Genomic DNA, 18,148 nt, shown 5'->3' on the forward strand with positions numbered 1-18,148 from the left:
GCGACGAGCCGGTTCAGTCGCGAAAACGCCGCGTCAGTTCGCCGAACGCATCGATCCGCCGATCGCGGAAGAACGGCCAGATACGCCGCAGGGTCTCGCTGCGATGCAGATCGAGTTCGGCGGTGACAAGCGCGCCGTCCGTGCCGGCCTCGGCCAGCGTTTCGCCTTGCGGCCCGAACACGAAGCTGTGGCCCCAGAACCGGATTTCGGCGTTTGGGCCGCCCTCGACGCCAACCCGGTTCGAGGTGACGACCGGCAGGTGATTGGCGATCGCATGCCCGCGCTGTACGCCCTGCCAGGCGGCCAACTGGCGCGCCTGTTCGGCGTCGTCGTCGGCATCGTCCCAGCCAATGGCGGATGGGTAGATCAGCAGCTCGGCGCCGGCCAGCGCCATCAAGCGCGCGGCCTCGGGATACCACTGATCCCAGCACACCAGCACGCCCAGCCGCCCGACCTGCGTATCGATCGGCGTGAAGCCGAGGTCGCCGGGCGTGAAATAGTATTTTTCGTAGTACGCCGGGTCGTCCGGAATATGCATTTTGCGATAGCGCCCGGCGAGACTTCCGTCGCTGTCGAGCACGACCGCGGTGTTGTGATAAATGCCGGCCGCGCGCCGCTCGAACAGCGAGGCCACGACCACCACGCCGGCGTTTTTCGCCGCGGCCGCCAGCCGCCGGCTCGACGGGCCGGGGACGGGCTCCGCGTAGTCGAACATCGCCGGGTCCTCACGCCGGCAAAAATAAGGCGTGTTGTGCAGCTCCGGCAGCAGCACGAGGCGCGCGCCGGCCGCGCCGGCCTCGGCGATATAGCGCTCGGCGGTGGCCAGATTGGTTTCGGCGTTGTCGGCGCAGGCGTACTGGGCGACGGCGATGGTAAGAATAGAGGTATCAGTCATGGGGCCGGTCATGAGGAATTTGCATCGCCGCACAATGCAGCCCGCCGTGCTGGCGGATCAATGCGCGGCTGTCGATGGAAATGATTTCGCGATCGGGAAAACAGCGGCCGATGATCGCGGCGGCCTCGGCGTCCGCCGGATCGTCGAACGCCGGCACCAGCACACAGCCGTTGGCGATCAGGAAGTTGGCATAGCCGGCCGGCAGTCGGTGGCCGTCGTGCCGATCGTATTGCGGTGCGGCCAGCGGCAGTTGAATCAGCTTGTAGGGCGCGCCGTAGGCATCGCGCAGCGCGGCCAGCTCGCCGGCCATGGCCGCCAGTTCGCCGTGGTGCGCGTCGCGCGGGTCGCTGCAGCCCTGGTAAGCGATGGTGTCGGGGGCGACGAAGCGCGCGAGCGTATCGATATGGCCGTCGGTGTCGTCGCCGATGAGATCGCCGCGGGTGAGCCAGTGCACGATGTTCGCGCCGAGCGTGTCGGCCAGCAGCGTCTCGGCGTGGCCACGCTCGAAACCCGGGTTGCGCCGGCCGGCGCCGATCAGACAGCGCTCGGTGGTCAAGAGCGCGCCTTGGCCGTTGGATTCGATGCTGCCGGCTTCCAGTACCGTCGCGCTGCGCCGGTAGTCGCCCGCGCCCAGCCGGCCGGTTTCGTACAGGGCCAAGGTGAGCGCGTCGTCGGCGGCCGCGTCGAAGCGGCCGCCCCAGCCGTCGAAGCGAAAATCCACGAACACGCGACGGCCCGCTTCTTGCATCGTGATTGGGCCGGTATCCCGTGCCCAGATATCGTCGGCGGGCAGTTGAAGTGTCTCCAACCGCGTGCCCGGCAGAGTTTCGGCCCGCTGACGTGTCGCGATGTCGGTGGCGGCTTCGTCGTCCGGGGCGACCACGAGCACGCGCTGAAACCGGGCCAGCGCGGCGGCCATGGCCTGAACGCTATCGCGTGCCGCGGTCAGCCCCTCGCCCCAGTCGCCGTCGGCCCGCGGCCAGACCAGCAGGGTAGCGCTCTGACGCGCCCATTCGGGCGGCAGACAGCGCTCGCTCATGGGCGGGTTCGGTCGAGGTCATCGACGTGATAAAGCGGTTCCGGATCGGCCGGCACGACGGTGTGAACCACGCGATCGCCTTCGAAATAAACATGGTAGCGATCGTAATTCCAGCGCGTGATCGGCGGCTGGCCGACCGGGCCGCGGGTCGAGCGCGGCGCGCCGTAGCGGGCGCGTACCACGGCCATGGTCTCGCCCCGATGCGGTCCGGCGTCGATGCTTGGGGTTATCGGCGTGCGCGTAACCGGCGGTTTCGCCGGTGCGGCCGATCGCGCGCTGGCATCCGGTATGTTCGTGGCGCCGTAGCTTCCGCTGGCATAGTCGGCGGCGTGGAGCGTTCCGGCGCCCGCGGCGTTGACCACGAACAAGAGCGCGGCGCCGTGAACCAATCGTGTTTGATGCGCTCTTAGCCGCATATTCATATCTCGCTTAGAGGGTGTTTGCAAAACTACTGCGCTTGCCATTTCGAGCCCGTCCGGTGCTCGAAATGCTCACGTATTATTTATACGCTGCGCTTCCTGCGCTCCGGGCGTGCTCGAACTGACTGCGCTCGCTACGTTTTGTAAACACCCTCCTGTTACTACTGGAGCACGCGATGCGTTGCTGTGCCGATCGTCGTCTGTGTGATTTAATGCGCGGCCATGTTTAGACCGCTCGAACTGGCGCTCGGCCTGCGCTACACGCGCGCCAAGCGGCGCAATCATTTTATATCGTTCATCTCGTCGATATCGATGGGCGGGATCGCGCTGGCCGTGATGCTGCTGATCACGGTGCTGTCGGTGATGAACGGGTTCCAATCGGAACTGCGCAATCGCATCCTGGGCATGGCGGCGCACGTCGAGATTCAGGCGACCGACGGCGCGTTGCAAGGCTGGCAGGATCTGCGCAAGCAGGTCGACCGGAAGATACCGCAGGTGATGGCCTCGGCGCCCTATGTCTCCGGCCAGGGCATGGTGCGCAGCGGCCGCGCGATTTCGGGCGTGTTGCTGCGCGGCGTGGTACCGGCGCGCGAGAAGCATGTATCGGACGTGGCCAGCCATATGGTCGCGGGTTCGTTCGATTCGCTGCAGGGCGGCACGTACAACATGGTGCTGGGCGTGGATCTGGCGCGCCGGCTCGGTGTCGGCATCGGCGACGACGTCGATCTGCTGATCCCCGAGGCCAATGTCACGCCGGCGGGCATCGTGCCGCGCTTCCGGCGTTTTCATGTGTCGGGCATCTTCTCCGTCGGCATGTACGAGTACGACAACGGCATGGTCCTGATCTCGATGCAGGACGCCGAGACGCTCTATCACATGGGCGACGGCGTGACCGGACTGCGGCTACGGCTCAAAAACTTGTTCAAGGCGCCGCAGGTCTCGTATCAGCTGTCGCAGTCGCTGCCTTATCGTTACCGCGTGACCGACTGGACCGAGCAGAACGCGAACTTTTTCCACGCGATCGCCACCGAGAAGACGATGATGTTCATCATCTTGAGTCTGATCATCGCGGTGGCGGCGTTCAATATCGTGTCCATGCTGGTGATGGTGGTCACCGACAAGCTGGGCGATATCGCGATCCTGCGCACGCTGGGCATGAAGCCGAAGTCGGTGATGGCGATCTTCATGATCCAAGGCATGCTGATCGGCGTGATCGGCACGGTGATCGGCGTGATCCTCGGCGTGCTGCTTTCGATCAATATGGAAAACATCGTGCCGTTCGTGGAAAAGGTGCTGCATACCGATCTGCTGTCGGCCGATGTCTACTACATCAGCCAGCTCAAGGGCGAGCTGCACGAGGCCGACGTGATCCGCATCTCGGGGCTGTCGCTGTTGCTGTCGTTCCTGTCGACGCTGTACCCGGCCTGGCGCGCGGCGCGCGTGCAGCCGGCGGAGGCCCTGCGCTATGAGTGATGAGCCAACGGAACTGGTGCTGTCGTCGAAGCGGCTGACCAAGACATTTACCGAGGTCCGGGAACCGGTCACGGTGCTCGAAGACGTCGATCTGGATGTGCCGAGCGGGGCGCGAATCGCGGTGATCGGGGCTTCGGGCTCCGGCAAATCCACCCTACTGCATTTGCTCGGCGGGTTGGATATGCCCAGCAAAGGCACGGTGCATATCGCCGGCCAGGACATGACCCACCTATCGGACGCCGCCCGCGGCCGGCTGCGTAACGAAAAGCTCGGTTTCATCTATCAGTTCCATCATCTGTTGCCCGAGCTGACCACGATCGAAAACGTGGCCATGCCGCTGCTGATTCGGCGCGGTCCCAACGGCCCGGCGCTGAAGCGCGCCCGCGAACTGCTGGAAAAGGTCGGCCTCGGCGCGCGGCTCGAACACAAGCCGACGGAACTGTCCGGCGGCGAGCGCCAGCGCGCGGCGGTGGCCCGGGCGCTGGTCACGCGGCCGGCCTGCATTCTGGCCGACGAGCCGACCGGCAATCTCGATCATCGCACCGCGGCGAGCGTGTTCGATCTCATGCTCGGGTTGAACGCCGATTTGGGCACCAGCCTGGTAATGGTCACCCACGATCGCCAGCTCGCACAGCGCATGGACCAAATCTGGAGCCTGACCGACGGCCGGCTCGCGCCGGCGGCGCTCACCGATCTGACCTGACTCCCGAGTCCGGGCGCGCGGTGGCGCAAAACCTCGCCAAGCTCTAGTCTCTGATTCGGGGAGAGCGGCCGCCCGATCGGCCGCGGCTTGGGGGGAAATGATGGGCCATCGGTCGGCCGGCGCGATGCCGGCGTTCGCGGTGCTCGACGATATCCGGCTGATCGCGGCCGTCGCGGTGGCGGCCGTGGCCGCGGTCTATCAATGCCCCAGCCTGCCGAGCCCCGCTTGGCTGCTCGCCCCGCTTGCGCTTTGTCTGCTGCGCTTCCCGGGTCGCGCGCTATTGGCGTTGACGTGCATGCTGACGGCTTGGAGCCTGATTCAGGCGCGGCATCAGATGGCCGATCGGCTGCCGGCGGCGGCCGACGGCGAGATCGTGTCGCTGACCGGTCACGTGGTCGGTTTGTCGGAGGTCGGCCGCTATCGCACGCGGTTCCAGGTACAGACCGACCCGATGCAAACCATTGAGCCGGCGCGCCGGTTGCGGCTGTCCTGGTATAGCGATGCGCCGCGGCTTGTGCCCGGCGACTGTCTGCACATCAAGGCCAAGCTCTCGACGCCGCACGGCTCGGCCAACCCCGGGGGCTTCGACTATACCGCCTGGCTCTGGCGCCAGGGCATCGACGCCACCGGCTACGTACGCGATTCCAGCCCCTGCCGTGCGCCGCCGCGCTGGAGCGTCGACCGGCTGCGTTACCAGGCGATGCAGCGTCTGGCGCCGATACTCGACCAGCGGCCGATGCGCGGTCTGATCGAGGCGTTGTCGCTGGGCGTGCGCCAACACATCACCGATGCGCAGTGGTCGACGCTGCGCGCCACCGGCACCACGCATCTGGTGGCGATCTCCGGCCTGCACATCGGCCTGATCGCCGGATTGTTGTTCGCGATCGCAAAGTGGCTGGCGCTGCGTTCGCCCTGGGCGCGCAACGCCCGGCGGATTGCCGCCGTGGCGGCCATGGCGGGCGCGCTGGCCTACGCCGCGCTCGCCGGCTGGGCGGTGCCGACCCAGCGCGCGGTGATCATGGCCGCGGCGTTTTTTATCGCGATCGTCGTCGAACGGGAAATCGGCGCCGGACGCGCCCTGGCCTGGGCGGCGTTGGCGGTGGTCGCCTGGCATCCGGCGGCGGTGATTGCGCCCGGGTTCTGGCTGTCGTTCACGGCCGTGGGCTGGCTGATCTGGATCGCCACGCTGGCGCGCGGGCCGTGGTGGATGAAGGCGCTGTATTTTCAGATCGGGCTGGTGATCGTTCTCATGCCGCTCACGCTCTGGTTCTTCGGCCAGGCCTCGCTGGCCGCGCCGCTGATCAATGCGCTGCTCATTCCGGCGGCCGGTGTCGTCGTGCCGGCGGTGCTGTTCGGCGTGGTCGCCGCGATCATCGCGCCGAGCGGCGCCGGCGGCTGGTTGCTCGGTCATATTACGGCGCTGCTCGGCGCGGCCTGGCCCGGCCTGGAATGGGCCGCGCGTTGGCCGCTGGCCGCGTTTCATCATGTGCTGCCGGGGCCAATCGCTCTGCTGCTGGCGGTCGCCGGTCTTGGGCTCGCCGCGCTGCCGATGCCATGGCGTATTCGTGCGCTCGGAGCGATGCTGGTCCTGCCCGCGTTGATCGGCTGGCGGCCGCCGGGGCAGGTTATTGCCCCCGGGCGCTTCCGGCTGACCGTGCTCGATGTCGGCCAAGGCCTGGCGAGCGTGGTGCGCACCGCGCATCACACGCTGGTGTTCGACGCCGGGCCGGCCTACCGCACGGGATTCGACGCCGGCGCCATGATCGTGGTGCCGTATCTGCGCGCAGTCGGGCGCACCCGCGTCGACCGACTCCTGATCAGCCACGGCGATATGGACCATATCGGTGGCGCCGCCGCCATCATGGACAAGGCCGACGTGGTTCATCGGCAAGGCGCCCGGAGTGACGATCCATGCCGCGCCGGTCAGCATTGGCGCTGGGACGGCGTGACTTTCGATCTGGTGTATCCCACGGCCAAACGGGCCGCCACGGCAACCGAGAGCAACCAACATTCATGCGTGCTGCGTATTCATTCTGCGCGCGCCAGCGCGCTGCTCACCGGCGACATCGAGGCGCCGGGCGAACGCGAGCTGGTGGCACGCATGGGCGCGGCGTTGGCCAGCGATGTGCTCGTGGTGCCACATCACGGCAGCGCCACCTCGTCGTCGGCGGCGCTGCTCGATACGGTGGCGCCCCGAGTCGCGCTGGTGTCGGCGGGATGGCACAACCGCTGGAACTTTCCGCGCCCGGTGGTCGTCGAGCGCTACCGCGCGCGCGGGATTGCGCTGTTCGACACCGCGACCGGAGGCGCGCTGCAGGTCGCCTGGCCATCGCCGCACGATCCACGCGTGGTGCGCTGGCGTTACCGGTACCGTCGCTTCTGGCAACAGCCGCGGCCGGGTAGCGGGTAGCCGCGGATCAGACGCATGATTATCATGCGCGTTGGTCATGGCGAGCAGTTCGACAAAATCGCTCGCCCGAGCCAGCCGGCCGCCGTGGGCGCCGGCGTCAGGGAGCAATCCAGTTGGTGCGCAAGAAGATCCATACCGACATGCCGATGGGGGAAATCTACCCCCGGCTGCTGCGCTATAGCTGGCGCTACAAACAATGGTTGGGCTTCGCGGCGATCGGCATGGCGATCTATGCCGGTACCGACACCGCGCTGATCTATATCCTCAAGCCGCTGCTCGACGGCAGCATCGTCGATCGCGACCCGTGGATGATCCACTGGATCCCGATTTTCATGCTGGGCCTGTTCATCATGCGCGGCATCGCGGGCTTCGTGTCGAACTACGGTATGGCCTGGGTGGCCAACCGCGTGGTCTACAACGTGCGCTCGGACGTGTTCGAGAAGTTCCTGCATCTGCCGGCGAGCTTCTTCGACCGCAACACGACCGGCCGCACGACCGCCATGCTGACCTACTACACGAGCCAGATCTCGGGTGCGGCGACCAGCGCGATTACCATCGTGATCCAGGATTCGCTGCGTATCGTCGGCTTCACGCTGCTGATGTTCTGGATCAACTGGTCGCTGGCCCTGATCACGCTGGCCGTCGGGCCGATCATCGCGCTGATCGTGAGCCACGTATCCAAGCGGTTCCGGCGCTACAGCGCGAGCATCCAGCAGTCGATGGGGGACATCACGCATATCAGCGAAGAAGTGCTGACCGGCCAGCGCGTGGTCAAGGTGTTCGGCGGCGAGGCGTACGAACGCGGCGCCTTCGAGCGCGTGAACGAGCGCAACCAGCGCATCGCCATGCGTAAAGCGACCACGAGTGCGGCCAGCGTGCCGGTGATTCAGTTCATCGCCGCCATTGCCATCGCGTTTGTGGTGTCGGTGGCGGTGCGCAACACCGGCGGCGGCGTGATGACGCCGGGCGATCTGGCGACGTTTTTCGGCGCCATGATGGGCATGATGGGCCCGATCAAGCGGTTGACCGGCGTCAATGCCACCATCCAGGCCGGCATGGCCGCGGCCGGGGCGATCTTCGAGCTGATCGACGAGCCGGGCGAGCCGGATCGCGGCAGGCGCGCGATCGAGCGGGCCGCGGGGCGGATCGAGGTCGAGGGCGTGTCGTTCCGCTACCCGGGCAGCGAGCACGATGTACTGCGGGATATCAGCTTCAACGTTGAGCCGGGCCGGACGATCGCTTTTGTCGGCCGCTCGGGCAGCGGCAAGTCGACGCTGCTTTCGCTGCTGCCGCGCTTCTACGACGCGCAGCACGGGCGAATCGCGCTCGACGGGGTATCGGTTTTCGATTATCGGCTGGCCGACTTGCGGCGCCAGATCAGTTTGGTCGACCAGAACGTCGTGCTGTTTAACGACACCATCGCCGGCAATATCGCCTACGGCGCGCTGGGCGGCGTCGATCGGGCCACGATCGAGGAGGCCGCCAAGCGCGCCTACGCCGCCGAATTCATCGAATCGTTGCCGAGGGGCTACGACACGTTGGTGGGCCAGAACGGGCTGATGCTCTCCGGCGGGCAGCGCCAGCGCATAGCGATCGCCCGGGCCCTGCTCAAGGATGCGCCGATTCTGATCCTCGACGAGGCGACATCGGCGCTGGACACCGAATCCGAAAAGGCGATTCAGCAAGGCTTGGACAACCTGATGCGCGACCGGACGACGCTGGTGATCGCGCACCGGCTGTCGACCGTTCAGGACGCCGATCGCATCGTGGTGATGCACGATGGACGGCTGGTCGAGCAGGGCAGCCACGCCGAACTGATGGCGCACCGTGGGCATTATCGCAGCCTGCACGAGATCCAGTTCGCGCATCCGGACAACGTGTGAGCGGGTCGGCGCTTTCGAGGGCCATCCAGCGCCGCTGGTACGGCCAGCGCTCGATCGCGGCGTTCATTCCCCTGGCCGCGATTTACGGCGCGATTGTCGCGCTGCGCCGGACCGCTTATCGCCGGGGTTGGCTGCGCGCGCAGCACGTCGCACGGCCGCTGATCGTGATCGGCAATCTCGGCGTGGGTGGCAGCGGCAAGACACCTCTCACGCTCGCGGTGGTCGAACGCGCGCGCGCGCTCGGCTTGCGGCCCGGCGTGATCGCCCGCGGTTACGGCGGCCGGTCGGCGTGTTATCCGTTGTCGGTAGCGGCCGATACGCCCGCCGCCGAAGCCGGCGACGAGCCGGTGCTGATCGCGCGGCGCGCGGCGGTGCCGGTCGTGGTGGACCCCGATCGGGTGGCGGCGGCACGCCATCTGTTGGCGCGCGCCGATGTCGATCTGATCATCGCCGACGATGGTTTGCAGCACTACCGGCTGGCGCGCGACGCCGAAATCGCCGTGGTGGATGCGCGCCGCGGCTATGGTAACGGCTGGCTGCTGCCGGCCGGGCCGCTGCGCGAACCGCGCACGCGTCTGGCGGCGGTGAATATGGAATGTGTGCACGGCGTGCGGCGCGATTTTTGGCTCGAGGCGGGCGCGGCCTATGGTCTCGCCGACGAGCGCACGCGCCGGCTCGACGACTTCCGTGGTGCCGCGGTCCATGCGATAGCCGGAATCGGCGAGCCGGCGCGCTTTTTCGACATGCTGGAGCAAGCGGGCCTGAGCCTGATCCGGCATCCCGTGCCCGATCATCATCGCTATCGTCCCGAGGATCTGGACTTCGGCGACGATCGCCCGGTGCTCATGACCGAAAAGGATGCCGTAAAATGCGCCGCTTTCGCGCGTACGCACTGGTGGGCGGTGCCGGTGATCACGCGGCTGTCCGTTTCCTGCGAGCGTGCGCTGGATGCGCTGCTTGCGCGCTTTGCCGGTAAGAGTTCATGAATTTCCACGTCGTCATCCCGGCCCGGCTCGCCAGTACGCGTCTGCCGGGCAAAGTCCTGCGCGAGATCGCGGGCGTGCCGATGATCGAGCACGTGTGCCGGGCCGCGGCCGCGAGTTCGGCCGCTTCGGTGATCGTGGCCACGGATTCGGCGCAGATCGCGGCCGTGGCCGAGGGCGCCGGCGCGCGCGCGCTGATGACGCGCGCCGATCACGGCTGTGGCAGCGACCGCATAGCCGAGGTGGTGGCCGGCCGGGCCTGGGCCGACGACGCGATCGTGGTCAATGTTCAGGCCGACGAGCCGATGATGCCGCCGGCGTTGATCGATCAAGTCGCCGGGGCGCTGGTCGACGACCCGGGCGCCGCCATCGCCACCGCCGCCACGCCGATCGAAACGGCCGAGGACTTCATCAACCCGAATATCGTGAAAGTGATCGCCGCCGCGGGTCGGGCGCTGTATTTCAGTCGCGCGCCGATTCCGTTTCAACGCGATGGCGACAACACCGACTTGGCCGGCATGGCGCGCCGTCATCTGGGCATCTACGCCTATCGTGTGGCCGCCCTGCGCGCGTTTGCCGCGGCGCCGCCGGGGCGGTTGGAGCGCTGCGAATCGCTGGAACAGCTCCGGGCCTTCGAGATCGGCCTGCCGATCGCTCTGGTCGACGCGGTCGCCCTGCCGGGCCCGGGGGTGGATACCGAAGCCGATCTCGCCCTCGTCGAACGCAAAATGCAACGCACATGACCAACCCAAGCGCCGAAATCCGTGTCCTGTTCGTGTGTCTTGGCAATATTTGTCGTTCGCCGACCGCCGAAGCCATCATGCGCCAACGTCTGCAAGCCGCCGGGCTCGCCGACCGCGTGCGGGTGGACTCGGCCGGAACCGGGCCTTGGCACGTGGGCGATCCGCCGGATCGGCGGGCCAGGGACGCGGCGGCCGGGCGGGGCTACGATATGAGCGCGTTACGCGGACGTCAGGTCGCGCCGGCCGATCTCGCCGCCTTCGATTACCTGATCGCGATGGATGAGGGTAATCGGGCCGATCTTTGCGCACTGGCCGGCGGGCGCGGCGAGTTGCTCGAGCGCATCGCGCTGCTCGGCGACTTCAGCCCCATACACGCGGGGCAGCCGGTGGGCGACCCCTACTACGGCGGCCCGAACGGTTTCGAACGCGTGCTCGACATGATCGAAACCTGCGTCGAGGGCCTGATCGCCGATATCCGCGCGCGCCTCGACACAGCGTAATACCAACCCTCATAAAGATTGATCGATCTTCATGAAGCCAGAATTCGTCCGCAAATGAACGCTAATAAACGCGAATGAAAGCGAGGAAAGCGCATAAGCGCGTCTTATTCGCGTTTATTAGCGGACTGTTTTTTGGCCGGTAGGTCATTGCTTTTGCAGGTTGGTATAACGCCGGCGCCCGGCCGAACCGGGCGTTGGCGCTGAGCCGGGATCAGCTCGATTTGCCGTGCTCGGCCGCGGGTTTATCGGCCGCGGCTTGCGTAGCGGCTTCGGTATCCTTGTTGTGGTCCGGGCTTTCTTCGGCGTCGTTTGCGGTGGCGCCGCGGGTTTCGATCTGCTTGAGCTTGCGCTCGGCCTTTTTTGGCGCCTGATCATCGACCACGCTCGCCGCTTTGGCGCGCGGCTCGGCTTCGGCCATCGGCTCGTCGTCCGCGGCCCGTACCGTGGTATCGGCGGTGTCGTCGATCGCGGTGTCGTCGACATCGGTCTGCGATTTAGCCGCGTCCGCCGTCGTTTCGACCTGCTTTAGCTTCGCGGTCGAGGGCCGGCTGGCCTGGGCGTTTGGCGGCGCCGCGTCCGCGTTCTTGTCGGCGTCGTGTTCGCCGGGCGCTTGCGGGGACGGCTTGGCCGCCGGCTCGCGGCCGGTCCCGGACTCGACTTTAGCCTGGTCTTTCGCATTGGCTTCGGCATTCTCGGCGCCCGTAGCCGCCGCGGGCGTTTCGACTGCCGCCGCTTGGTCCTGGTCCTGGCTTTGGTTGTCCTTGGCGTCGTCGACGGCCGAGTCCTTGCGCTTCGACCGGCTGCGCTTGGGCCGGGTCTTTTGCGGCTTGTTTTCGTCCTCGGTCTCTGGCTTTTGTTCGGCCTGTGCGCCGGAACGGGTGACGGCGTCGTCGTCGCGCATTGCCGCGTCGCCGTGGCGGCTGCTGGCGCTGCGCGCGTTTTCGCTGGCGGTCACCGCGGACCAGGGCTTTTCCTCGACTTCGGGCAACTCGGCGCCGGACTTGCGCTTCGGTTCGCTGTTCTCGCTCCCGCGCTTGTCGGCCTTAGTCTTGTCTTCGGTCTGGTCTTTGGTCTCGGACGCCGTTTCACCGTTGTCGGGTCGCTCGTCGGTCGACGGGGAAGTCTCGCGCCGAGGCTGTTTTTGTTGCCCGGCGTTGTCGGCCGCGGCCTTTTTGTCCGACGGGGACGACGGCTTGTCTTCGCGCTTTTCGTTTTCCGCCGAGCCGGTGTCGTCGGGCCCGGCGCGCTCGGCCGTATCGTCGCCGCCGGCCTGATTCTGGTTGTCGGTATCGCTCGCGTCGGTGTTGTTGCGCTTGCGCCCGCCTCGGCGGCCGCGCCCGCCCCGGCGGCGTCGGCGGCCGCGCTTGGCCTCGCCCGAGTTGCTGTCCTGGTGGCTTTCGTCCGACTGGGCGCGATTCGCGGCCTCGGATGTATCGGCGCGGTCGTCGCTCTTGCGCTGATCGCGGCTGTTTGTTTGGCCGCCGCCGCGCTGATCGTTTTCGTTGCGCTTGGCCTGCGTGTTGTCGTCCTTGTTCGGTTGGTCGTTCTTCTGCGATTGCCCGGCGCCGCGTTTCGCCTCGGTCGGGTTGCCGCTGTTCTTCCGGCTGCCTGCGGCGGCCGGCTTTTCGGTTTGCTTCGCGGTGTCGTTCGCGGGCTTGTCCGACCCTTGGGCGGCGTTTTCGCCGTTGCGGCTACGGTTGCGTCCGCCGCGACGGCGCGTGCGGCCACGGCCGTTACCGGTGCCGCGGGCTTCATTATCATCGCCCGTCTTGTCGCCGCGCGCGCCGGCGTTCGCGCCGCCGGCGCGCGAGGGCGGGCGCGCCGGTGCGGCGTCTTCGTTACGTTTGTCGGCGGTGGTCTTTCGAGTCGTTGCCCCGCGGCCGGTCGGTCCGGATTCGGGCAGGCCGTCGGTTTCGCCGCCGAAGATACGGCGCAGCGCATCCCAGAGCTGTTGCCAGGCCGTCATGGTGACAGCCGGAGGATGCATCGCGGGTGGCTCGTTGCTGCCGCCACGCTCGATTACCGGCGCTTCGGGGCGCACTACGCGCTTGACCGCGGGCTCTTCGCGCGCCGTGCTCGCGCCGTTGTGATGTTCCGGCTCGGCCGGTTTTTCGATATCGACCTGGGTGTCGATTTTGTAGCTGGCGGCGTTGTTGTCTTCCTCGGCGAGCTGATCGCCGCGGACCCGTTTGATCTCGTAGTGCGGGGTCTCGAGTTCGGTGTTCGGCACGAGCGTGATACGCGTCCCGGCGCGGCTCTCGACATCGGCCAGATCGCCGCGTTTCTCGTTGAGCAGGAAGCCGGCGACCGGGATCGGCAACTGCACGATCACGCGGCCGGTGCCGGGCTTCATCGCTTCTTCTTCGAGCAGGCGGAGGATCGACAGCGACAGCGATTCCACGCTGCGGATCGAGCCGCGGCCCAGGCAGCGCGGGCACACTTGGCTGGAATATTCGGACAACGACGGCTTCAAGCGCTGGCGCGACATTTCGAGCAGGCCGAAGCGCGAGATACGTCCGATTTGCACCCGCGCGCGATCGACCTTGGCCGCCTGCTTGAGTCGGTTCTCGACCTCGCGCTGATTCTTGGCGCTCTCCATGTCGATGAAGTCGATCACCACCAGCCCGCCGAGATCGCGGATGCGCAGCTGGCGGGCGATCTCCTCGGCGGCCTCGACGTTGGTATTGAACGCGGTTTCCTCGATCCCCGCGCCCTTGGTCGCGCGTGCCGAGTTGATGTCGACCGAGGTCATGGCCTCGGTATGGTCGATCACGATCGAGCCGCCGGAGGGCAGGGTGACCTCGCGTTCGAAAGCGGACTCGATCTGCGACTCGACCTGGAAACGCGAGAACAGGGGCGTTTCGTCGGTGTATTTTTTGAGCTTGCCCAGCGCATGCGGCATGACCTGCTGCATGAATTCGCGGCCGGTCTCATAGACATCCGGCTGATCGATAAGCACTTCGCCGATGTCGTCGCGCAGATAGTCGCGCAGCGCGCGGATGATGACGTTGGATTCCTGATAGATCAGGAACGGCGCCTTGCGCTCGGCGGCGGCCTCGTTGATCGCTTTCCAGACCTGGGCCAGATAATCCAGGTCCCACTGCAGTTCCTCGGCGCAGCGGCCGACGCCGGCGGTGCGCACGATCACGCCCATGCCGTTCGGCACCTGTACTTCGTTGAGCGCCTCGCGCAGTTCGTCGCGTTCCTCGCCTTCGATGCGGCGCGACACGCCCCCGGCTCGCGGGTTATTGGGCATGAGCACGAGATAGCGCCCGGCGAGGCTGATATAGGTGGTCAGCGCCGCACCCTTGTTGCCGCGCTCTTCCTTTTCGACCTGAACGATGACTTCCTGGCCTTCCTGTAGGCTGGACTTGCCGTTGTTTTGGCCGTTGTTTTGGCCGCCATCGGCCTTGCCGAAATAGGATTTGGCGACTTCTTTAAGCGGCAGGAAGCCGTGGCGGTTGCCGCCGTAATCGATGAACGCGGCTTCGAGGCTCGGTTCGACCCGGGTTACGCGACCTTTGTAGACGTTGGCTTTGCGCTGTTCTCTGGAGCCGACCTCGATGTCGAGGTCATGCAGTTTCTGTCCATCGACGATGGCCACACGCAGTTCTTCCGACTGGGTGGCGTTGACCAAAATACGTTTCATTGAATGGAATCCGGTGGCGCGCTCGACTGGCGACGCGGGCCGCGCGCGTATGGACGCGCGGCCACGCAATCGACCGCAACGTATTCCGCGCGCGCTCGCCGCCCATCGCGGCGAGCAGAAGGGGGATTACGAAGGTCAGACAGGAGCGCATTAGATGAATGGATGACTCGATACTCGGGAACCGCCGTGCCGGCAAGCCGTGGTAGGCTTTACGCGCTTAAGCACCGGCGTGTTCGAAATGACTGTCGGTCGGCGCTCGCTGGCAACATCAACTTTTGACGTACCGCGTATGCGCGACCTTGGGAGTGTAATCTGACATCGCAGCGGCCTCAAGTACGACACGTTCGCGTGCATGCCGACGATACCGGCATGCGGCTGGATAATTTTTTGCTGCGCGTGTTCAAAAACGTGCCCAAGTCGCGCGTTTACAAAATCATCCGCAGCGGCGAAGTGCGCGTGAACAAGGGCCGCGCCAAGCCCGGCACGCGTCTTGCCGAGTCCGATGATGTGCGCATCCCGCCGGTCCGCCAGCCGATCAAGGCGAGCCCGGGGCGTCCGCCCGACGCCTTGATGCACAAGGTCCGGTCCGCGATCGTGGCCGAGACCGCGGATTATCTTCTGTTCGCCAAGCCGGCGGGCCTGGCTGTGCACGCCGGCAGCGGCCTGCGTTTCGGGTTGATCGAAGTGCTGCGTGCGGCCCGCCCGGGCGAATACTTCGAACTCGTGCATCGGCTCGACCGCCAGACCAGCGGCTGTCTGCTGATCGCGCGTTCGCGCGCCGCGCTCGACGATCTGCGCGCCGGGCTCAACGACGCAGCGGCGAATAAGCGCTATGTGGCGCTGGTCGAGGGGCGCTGGCCGCACGGCGCGATCGAGGTGGATGCGCCGTTGTCGCGCGACATCGAGCGCGCCGGCGAGCGCGTGGTGACCGTCGATCGCGTCGGCGGGCGGGCCAGCCTGTCGTATTTCCGGCCGGTGGCGTTCTATCGCGACGCCACGCGCATGGACGTGGCGATCCGCACCGGCCGCACGCATCAGATTCGCGTGCACGCCGCGCACTGTGGGCATCCGGTCGCCGCCGACGATAAATACGGCCCCAACGCCCGGGCCTCGGTATGGCGCGAGCGCGGTCTGAACCGGTTGGCGCTGCATGCGGCTTCGGTGACACTGGATTTTCGCGGCGTGCGGCATTGCTTTAATGCGCCGCTGGCGGACGATCTCGTCGCGGTCATCGACCGGCTGAGCGGTGTGGGATGAAACGCGATTACGAGCTCATCATCTTCGACTGGGACGGCACGTTGATGGACTCGGCCGGCGAACTCGTGGGCACGCTACAACAGGCGATCCAGGACACGGGGTTGCCCGAGCGCACACCCGCGCAAATGCGCGAACTGGTCGGGCTCGGCATTCAGGACGTGCTGGCCCGCCTGTTCCCCGAGCTGGACCCGGCGCGCGTACGCGATCGAATCAGCCGCTACCGCCGGCGCTATGGCTGGCCACGTGCCGGGCCGCGCCTGTTCGAGGGCGCGCGCGATGCGCTCGAAGAACTGAGCGTGCGGGGCTTCGAGCTGGCCGTGGCCACCGGCAAGAACCGGCGCGGGCTGGACCGGGCGATGCAGGCCACCGGATCGCGGCCCCTGTTCCGGATCACCCGCTGCGCAGACGAATCGGTGCCCAAGCCCGCACCCAACATGATCGCCGACATCCTGTTGCGCACCGCAACCGAACCCGAAGCCGCGTTGATGGTCGGCGACACCGAATACGACATGGTGATGGCGCGGGCCGCCGGTATCGACGCGCTGGCCGTACGCTGCGGCGTGCACGACGAGATTCGGCTGCGTCGCGCCGGCGCGATCGACGTGATCGACGATATACGGGCATTGCCGGTCTGGCTCGCCGGGTAGAGCGCCCAGGCAGCGCCTCAGGGCAAGGCGATGCCGGCCTCGGCGAGCAGGGCGCGTAGCCCGATCAACGGCAGCCCGACCAATGCGCTCGGATCGTTGGATTCGATCGCCGCCACCAGCGTGATGCCGAGCCCCTCGGATTTCAGGCTGCCGGCGGTGGCGGTGACATCCTCGGCGGCGACATAGCGAGCGATCTCGGCTTCGTCGAGATCGCGAAAACGGGTGGTCACCGTTTCCAGATGCAACCGGGGCTCGGCAAGGTTCGGCGCATAGACGCACAAACCGGTATGAAAAATCACGGTCTTGCCCGATTGCATCTTCAATTGTTCGCGCGCGCGGGCGGCGGTACCCGGTTTGCCGAGAATTCGCCCCTCGACATCCGCGACCTGATCGCAGCCGATGACCACCGCGTCCGGCCGGACGGCCGCCACTTTTCCGGCCTTGCCGCGGGCAAGACGGCAGGCCAGCGCGTCGCTGGCCTCGCCGGCGCGGGCCGTTTCGTCGATATCGGGCGATATAGTCTCGAACTGTAGGCCGATCCGGTGCAGCAGCTGTCGGCGCCAGACGGAGCTAGAGGCCAGGATCACGGCAGGTTGGCGAGTGGGCATAAGAGCTTTGGGCGAAGAAAAAGATGCGGGCGAGCATAAAACAAGCCGCCCGCCGGCCCAACGTCGCGCATCGATCGGGCGAAATGCTTTGACTTGCGCCGCCGCCGTGCCTATTATCGCGCGCCATGTCGTCAGGGCAGCCATTGACGCGGCAGATCGATTATCGCCGGCGGGCGCTGGACGAGGTGCTTCTGGAAGGGTATCTGACGCTCTCGGAACTGCCTCGCACGCGGGAAGTCGTGGTCGCCGATTCGGGCGCGCCGGTCGACGTGAGGTTGGTGTTTAACGAAGATGCCCAGCGTCGGGTCGTGCTCACCGGCCGGGTACAGACAACGCTGGTGCTGGCTTGCCAACGTTGTCTGCAGCCGACCGAAAAAGCGATCGATGCCGATGTGGCCGGGATCGTTGTCGCCGGCGACGAGGCGGCCGCGGCGGTGCCGCGTGCATGGGAGCCGATTCTGGCCGAAGGCGATATGCTCGATGTGCATGCGCTGGTCGATGACGAACTGCTGTTGGCGCTGCCGATGACCGTGCAGTGCGACCGCCCGCAATGCCGGGCGGCCTACGACAACGACACCGAACAGGAAACGCCGGAGGACAGGCCGGCGCGCGAAAAACCGAATCCGTTCGCGGCGTTGGCATCGCTCAAGCGCGATGACGACCGGTCGCGATAAGACCGAACTGGACAACCGAAGGCAGTGCTATGGCCGTTCAAAAGAACCGTAAATCCCGCTCCAAGCGCGACAAGCGCCGCAACACGCATGCGCGCATGAATCGTCCGACGCTGGCGATCGACCAGACGACCGGCGAAACCCACCGGCGTCACCATGTCACGCGCGACGGTTTTTATCGTGGCCGGCGCGTGGTCGAGACCAACGACGACATTTAATCGTTCAAGCGACCGATATCGTCGTATCAAGCCGGTAGTGCAGCGTCCAG

Annotated in this window: 16 protein-coding genes; 11 read left to right on the forward strand and 5 right to left on the reverse strand. The window is 66.5% G+C overall.

All coding sequences use genetic code 11. The features are described from left to right. Positions 1 to 13 precede the first annotated feature (13 nt). Genes VFJ08_RS10150 through VFJ08_RS10160 form a run of 3 tightly spaced genes read right to left on the reverse strand, consistent with a single transcriptional unit; the run spans position 14 to position 2,350 of the window. Positions 14 to 895, reverse strand: a complete 882-nt coding sequence (locus VFJ08_RS10150; protein WP_324997091.1) for a carbon-nitrogen hydrolase — start codon at positions 893 to 895, stop codon at positions 14 to 16. Then, positions 888 to 1,934, reverse strand: coding sequence for an agmatine deiminase family protein (locus VFJ08_RS10155; RefSeq protein ID WP_324997092.1), 1,047 nt, complete (start codon positions 1,932 to 1,934; stop codon positions 888 to 890). Before VFJ08_RS10155 ends, VFJ08_RS10150 begins: the two co-directional genes overlap by 8 nt. After that, entirely contained in the window at positions 1,931 to 2,350 is a 420-nt protein-coding gene (locus tag VFJ08_RS10160; RefSeq protein WP_324997093.1) for a hypothetical protein, read from the reverse strand. The genes VFJ08_RS10155 and VFJ08_RS10160 overlap by 4 nt, the downstream gene beginning before the upstream one ends. Before the next feature lie 225 nt (positions 2,351 to 2,575). Between VFJ08_RS10160 and VFJ08_RS10165 the strand changes: the two genes are divergently transcribed. From VFJ08_RS10165 to VFJ08_RS10195, 7 genes are all read left to right on the forward strand, one after another. Next, positions 2,576 to 3,826 carry a lipoprotein-releasing ABC transporter permease subunit gene (locus tag VFJ08_RS10165; protein WP_324997094.1) on the forward strand — a complete coding sequence of 417 codons (1,251 nt, stop codon included), beginning with the start codon at positions 2,576 to 2,578 and terminating at the stop codon, positions 3,824 to 3,826. Then, the gene (locus VFJ08_RS10170; RefSeq protein WP_324997095.1) at positions 3,819 to 4,529 is read left to right on the forward strand and encodes an ABC transporter ATP-binding protein; all 711 of its coding nucleotides are present in this window, start codon (positions 3,819 to 3,821) and stop codon (positions 4,527 to 4,529) included. The genes VFJ08_RS10165 and VFJ08_RS10170 overlap by 8 nt, the downstream gene beginning before the upstream one ends. Positions 4,530 to 4,629: 100 nt before the next feature. Then, the gene (locus tag VFJ08_RS10175) at positions 4,630 to 6,939 is read left to right on the forward strand and encodes a DNA internalization-related competence protein ComEC/Rec2 (RefSeq protein ID WP_324997096.1); all 2,310 of its coding nucleotides are present in this window, start codon (positions 4,630 to 4,632) and stop codon (positions 6,937 to 6,939) included. A 116-nt stretch (positions 6,940 to 7,055) separates the two neighbouring features. Then, positions 7,056 to 8,822, forward strand: coding sequence for a lipid A export permease/ATP-binding protein MsbA (gene msbA / locus VFJ08_RS10180; protein ID WP_324997097.1), 1,767 nt, complete (start codon positions 7,056 to 7,058; stop codon positions 8,820 to 8,822). After that, positions 8,819 to 9,808 (forward strand): tetraacyldisaccharide 4'-kinase, encoded by a 990-nt coding sequence (gene lpxK, locus VFJ08_RS10185; protein ID WP_324997098.1) that lies wholly within the window; start codon positions 8,819 to 8,821, stop codon positions 9,806 to 9,808. Before msbA ends, lpxK begins: the two co-directional genes overlap by 4 nt. Beyond that, positions 9,805 to 10,548, forward strand: coding sequence for a 3-deoxy-manno-octulosonate cytidylyltransferase (gene kdsB / locus VFJ08_RS10190; protein ID WP_324997099.1), 744 nt, complete (start codon positions 9,805 to 9,807; stop codon positions 10,546 to 10,548). The genes lpxK and kdsB overlap by 4 nt, the downstream gene beginning before the upstream one ends. Continuing rightward, positions 10,545 to 11,048: a low molecular weight protein-tyrosine-phosphatase gene (locus VFJ08_RS10195; RefSeq protein ID WP_324997100.1), complete on the forward strand. Its 504-nt coding sequence runs from the start codon at positions 10,545 to 10,547 to the stop codon at positions 11,046 to 11,048. Before kdsB ends, VFJ08_RS10195 begins: the two co-directional genes overlap by 4 nt. Before the next feature lie 211 nt (positions 11,049 to 11,259). On the opposite strand, the gene VFJ08_RS10200 is transcribed toward VFJ08_RS10195, so the two are convergent. Then, entirely contained in the window at positions 11,260 to 14,697 is a 3,438-nt protein-coding gene (locus VFJ08_RS10200; RefSeq protein WP_324997101.1) for an Rne/Rng family ribonuclease, read from the reverse strand. 348 nt (positions 14,698 to 15,045) lie between these two features. On the opposite strand from VFJ08_RS10200, the gene VFJ08_RS10205 reads away from it, so the two are divergent. Beyond that, positions 15,046 to 15,954 carry an RluA family pseudouridine synthase gene (locus tag VFJ08_RS10205; RefSeq protein ID WP_324997102.1) on the forward strand — a complete coding sequence of 303 codons (909 nt, stop codon included), beginning with the start codon at positions 15,046 to 15,048 and terminating at the stop codon, positions 15,952 to 15,954. Next, positions 15,951 to 16,601 (forward strand): HAD-IA family hydrolase, encoded by a 651-nt coding sequence (locus VFJ08_RS10210; RefSeq protein WP_324997103.1) that lies wholly within the window; start codon positions 15,951 to 15,953, stop codon positions 16,599 to 16,601. The genes VFJ08_RS10205 and VFJ08_RS10210 overlap by 4 nt, the downstream gene beginning before the upstream one ends. A gap of 17 nt (positions 16,602 to 16,618) precedes the next feature. Here the strand turns inward: VFJ08_RS10210 and VFJ08_RS10215 are convergent, their stop codons facing one another. Further along, positions 16,619 to 17,209: a nucleoside triphosphate pyrophosphatase gene (locus tag VFJ08_RS10215; protein ID WP_349256987.1), complete on the reverse strand. Its 591-nt coding sequence runs from the start codon at positions 17,207 to 17,209 to the stop codon at positions 16,619 to 16,621. Positions 17,210 to 17,352: 143 nt separating this feature from the next. Here VFJ08_RS10215 and VFJ08_RS10220 point away from each other — a divergent pair, with 143 nt between their 5' ends. Both VFJ08_RS10220 and rpmF read left to right on the forward strand, forming a co-directional pair. Further along, complete coding sequence (locus VFJ08_RS10220; protein ID WP_324997105.1) at positions 17,353 to 17,883, forward strand: YceD family protein; 531 nt, start codon at positions 17,353 to 17,355, stop codon at positions 17,881 to 17,883. A gap of 29 nt (positions 17,884 to 17,912) precedes the next feature. Continuing rightward, positions 17,913 to 18,098, forward strand: a complete 186-nt coding sequence (rpmF, locus tag VFJ08_RS10225; protein ID WP_324997106.1) for a 50S ribosomal protein L32 — start codon at positions 17,913 to 17,915, stop codon at positions 18,096 to 18,098. Positions 18,099 to 18,148 lie beyond the last annotated feature (50 nt).

The sequence above is a fragment of the Salinisphaera sp. genome (assembly GCF_035690525.1).
GTDB lineage: Bacteria > Pseudomonadota > Gammaproteobacteria > Nevskiales > Salinisphaeraceae > Salinisphaera.

Coding starts and splice junctions, on each gene's coding strand:
- VFJ08_RS10150 (WP_324997091.1), bottom strand. CDS start 895: ATGACTGATACCTCTATTCTTACCATCGCCGTCGCCCAGTACGCCTGC.
- VFJ08_RS10155 (WP_324997092.1), bottom strand. CDS start 1,934: ATGAGCGAGCGCTGTCTGCCGCCCGAATGGGCGCGTCAGAGCGCTACC.
- VFJ08_RS10160 (WP_324997093.1), bottom strand. CDS start 2,350: ATGCGGCTAAGAGCGCATCAAACACGATTGGTTCACGGCGCCGCGCTC.
- VFJ08_RS10165 (WP_324997094.1), top strand. CDS start 2,576: ATGTTTAGACCGCTCGAACTGGCGCTCGGCCTGCGCTACACGCGCGCC.
- VFJ08_RS10170 (WP_324997095.1), top strand. CDS start 3,819: ATGAGTGATGAGCCAACGGAACTGGTGCTGTCGTCGAAGCGGCTGACC.
- VFJ08_RS10175 (WP_324997096.1), top strand. CDS start 4,630: ATGGGCCATCGGTCGGCCGGCGCGATGCCGGCGTTCGCGGTGCTCGAC.
- kdsB (WP_324997099.1), top strand. CDS start 9,805: ATGAATTTCCACGTCGTCATCCCGGCCCGGCTCGCCAGTACGCGTCTG.
- VFJ08_RS10195 (WP_324997100.1), top strand. CDS start 10,545: ATGACCAACCCAAGCGCCGAAATCCGTGTCCTGTTCGTGTGTCTTGGC.
- VFJ08_RS10200 (WP_324997101.1), bottom strand. CDS start 14,697: ATGAAACGTATTTTGGTCAACGCCACCCAGTCGGAAGAACTGCGTGTG.
- VFJ08_RS10210 (WP_324997103.1), top strand. CDS start 15,951: ATGAAACGCGATTACGAGCTCATCATCTTCGACTGGGACGGCACGTTG.
- VFJ08_RS10215 (WP_349256987.1), bottom strand. CDS start 17,209: ATGCCCACTCGCCAACCTGCCGTGATCCTGGCCTCTAGCTCCGTCTGG.
- rpmF (WP_324997106.1), top strand. CDS start 17,913: ATGGCCGTTCAAAAGAACCGTAAATCCCGCTCCAAGCGCGACAAGCGC.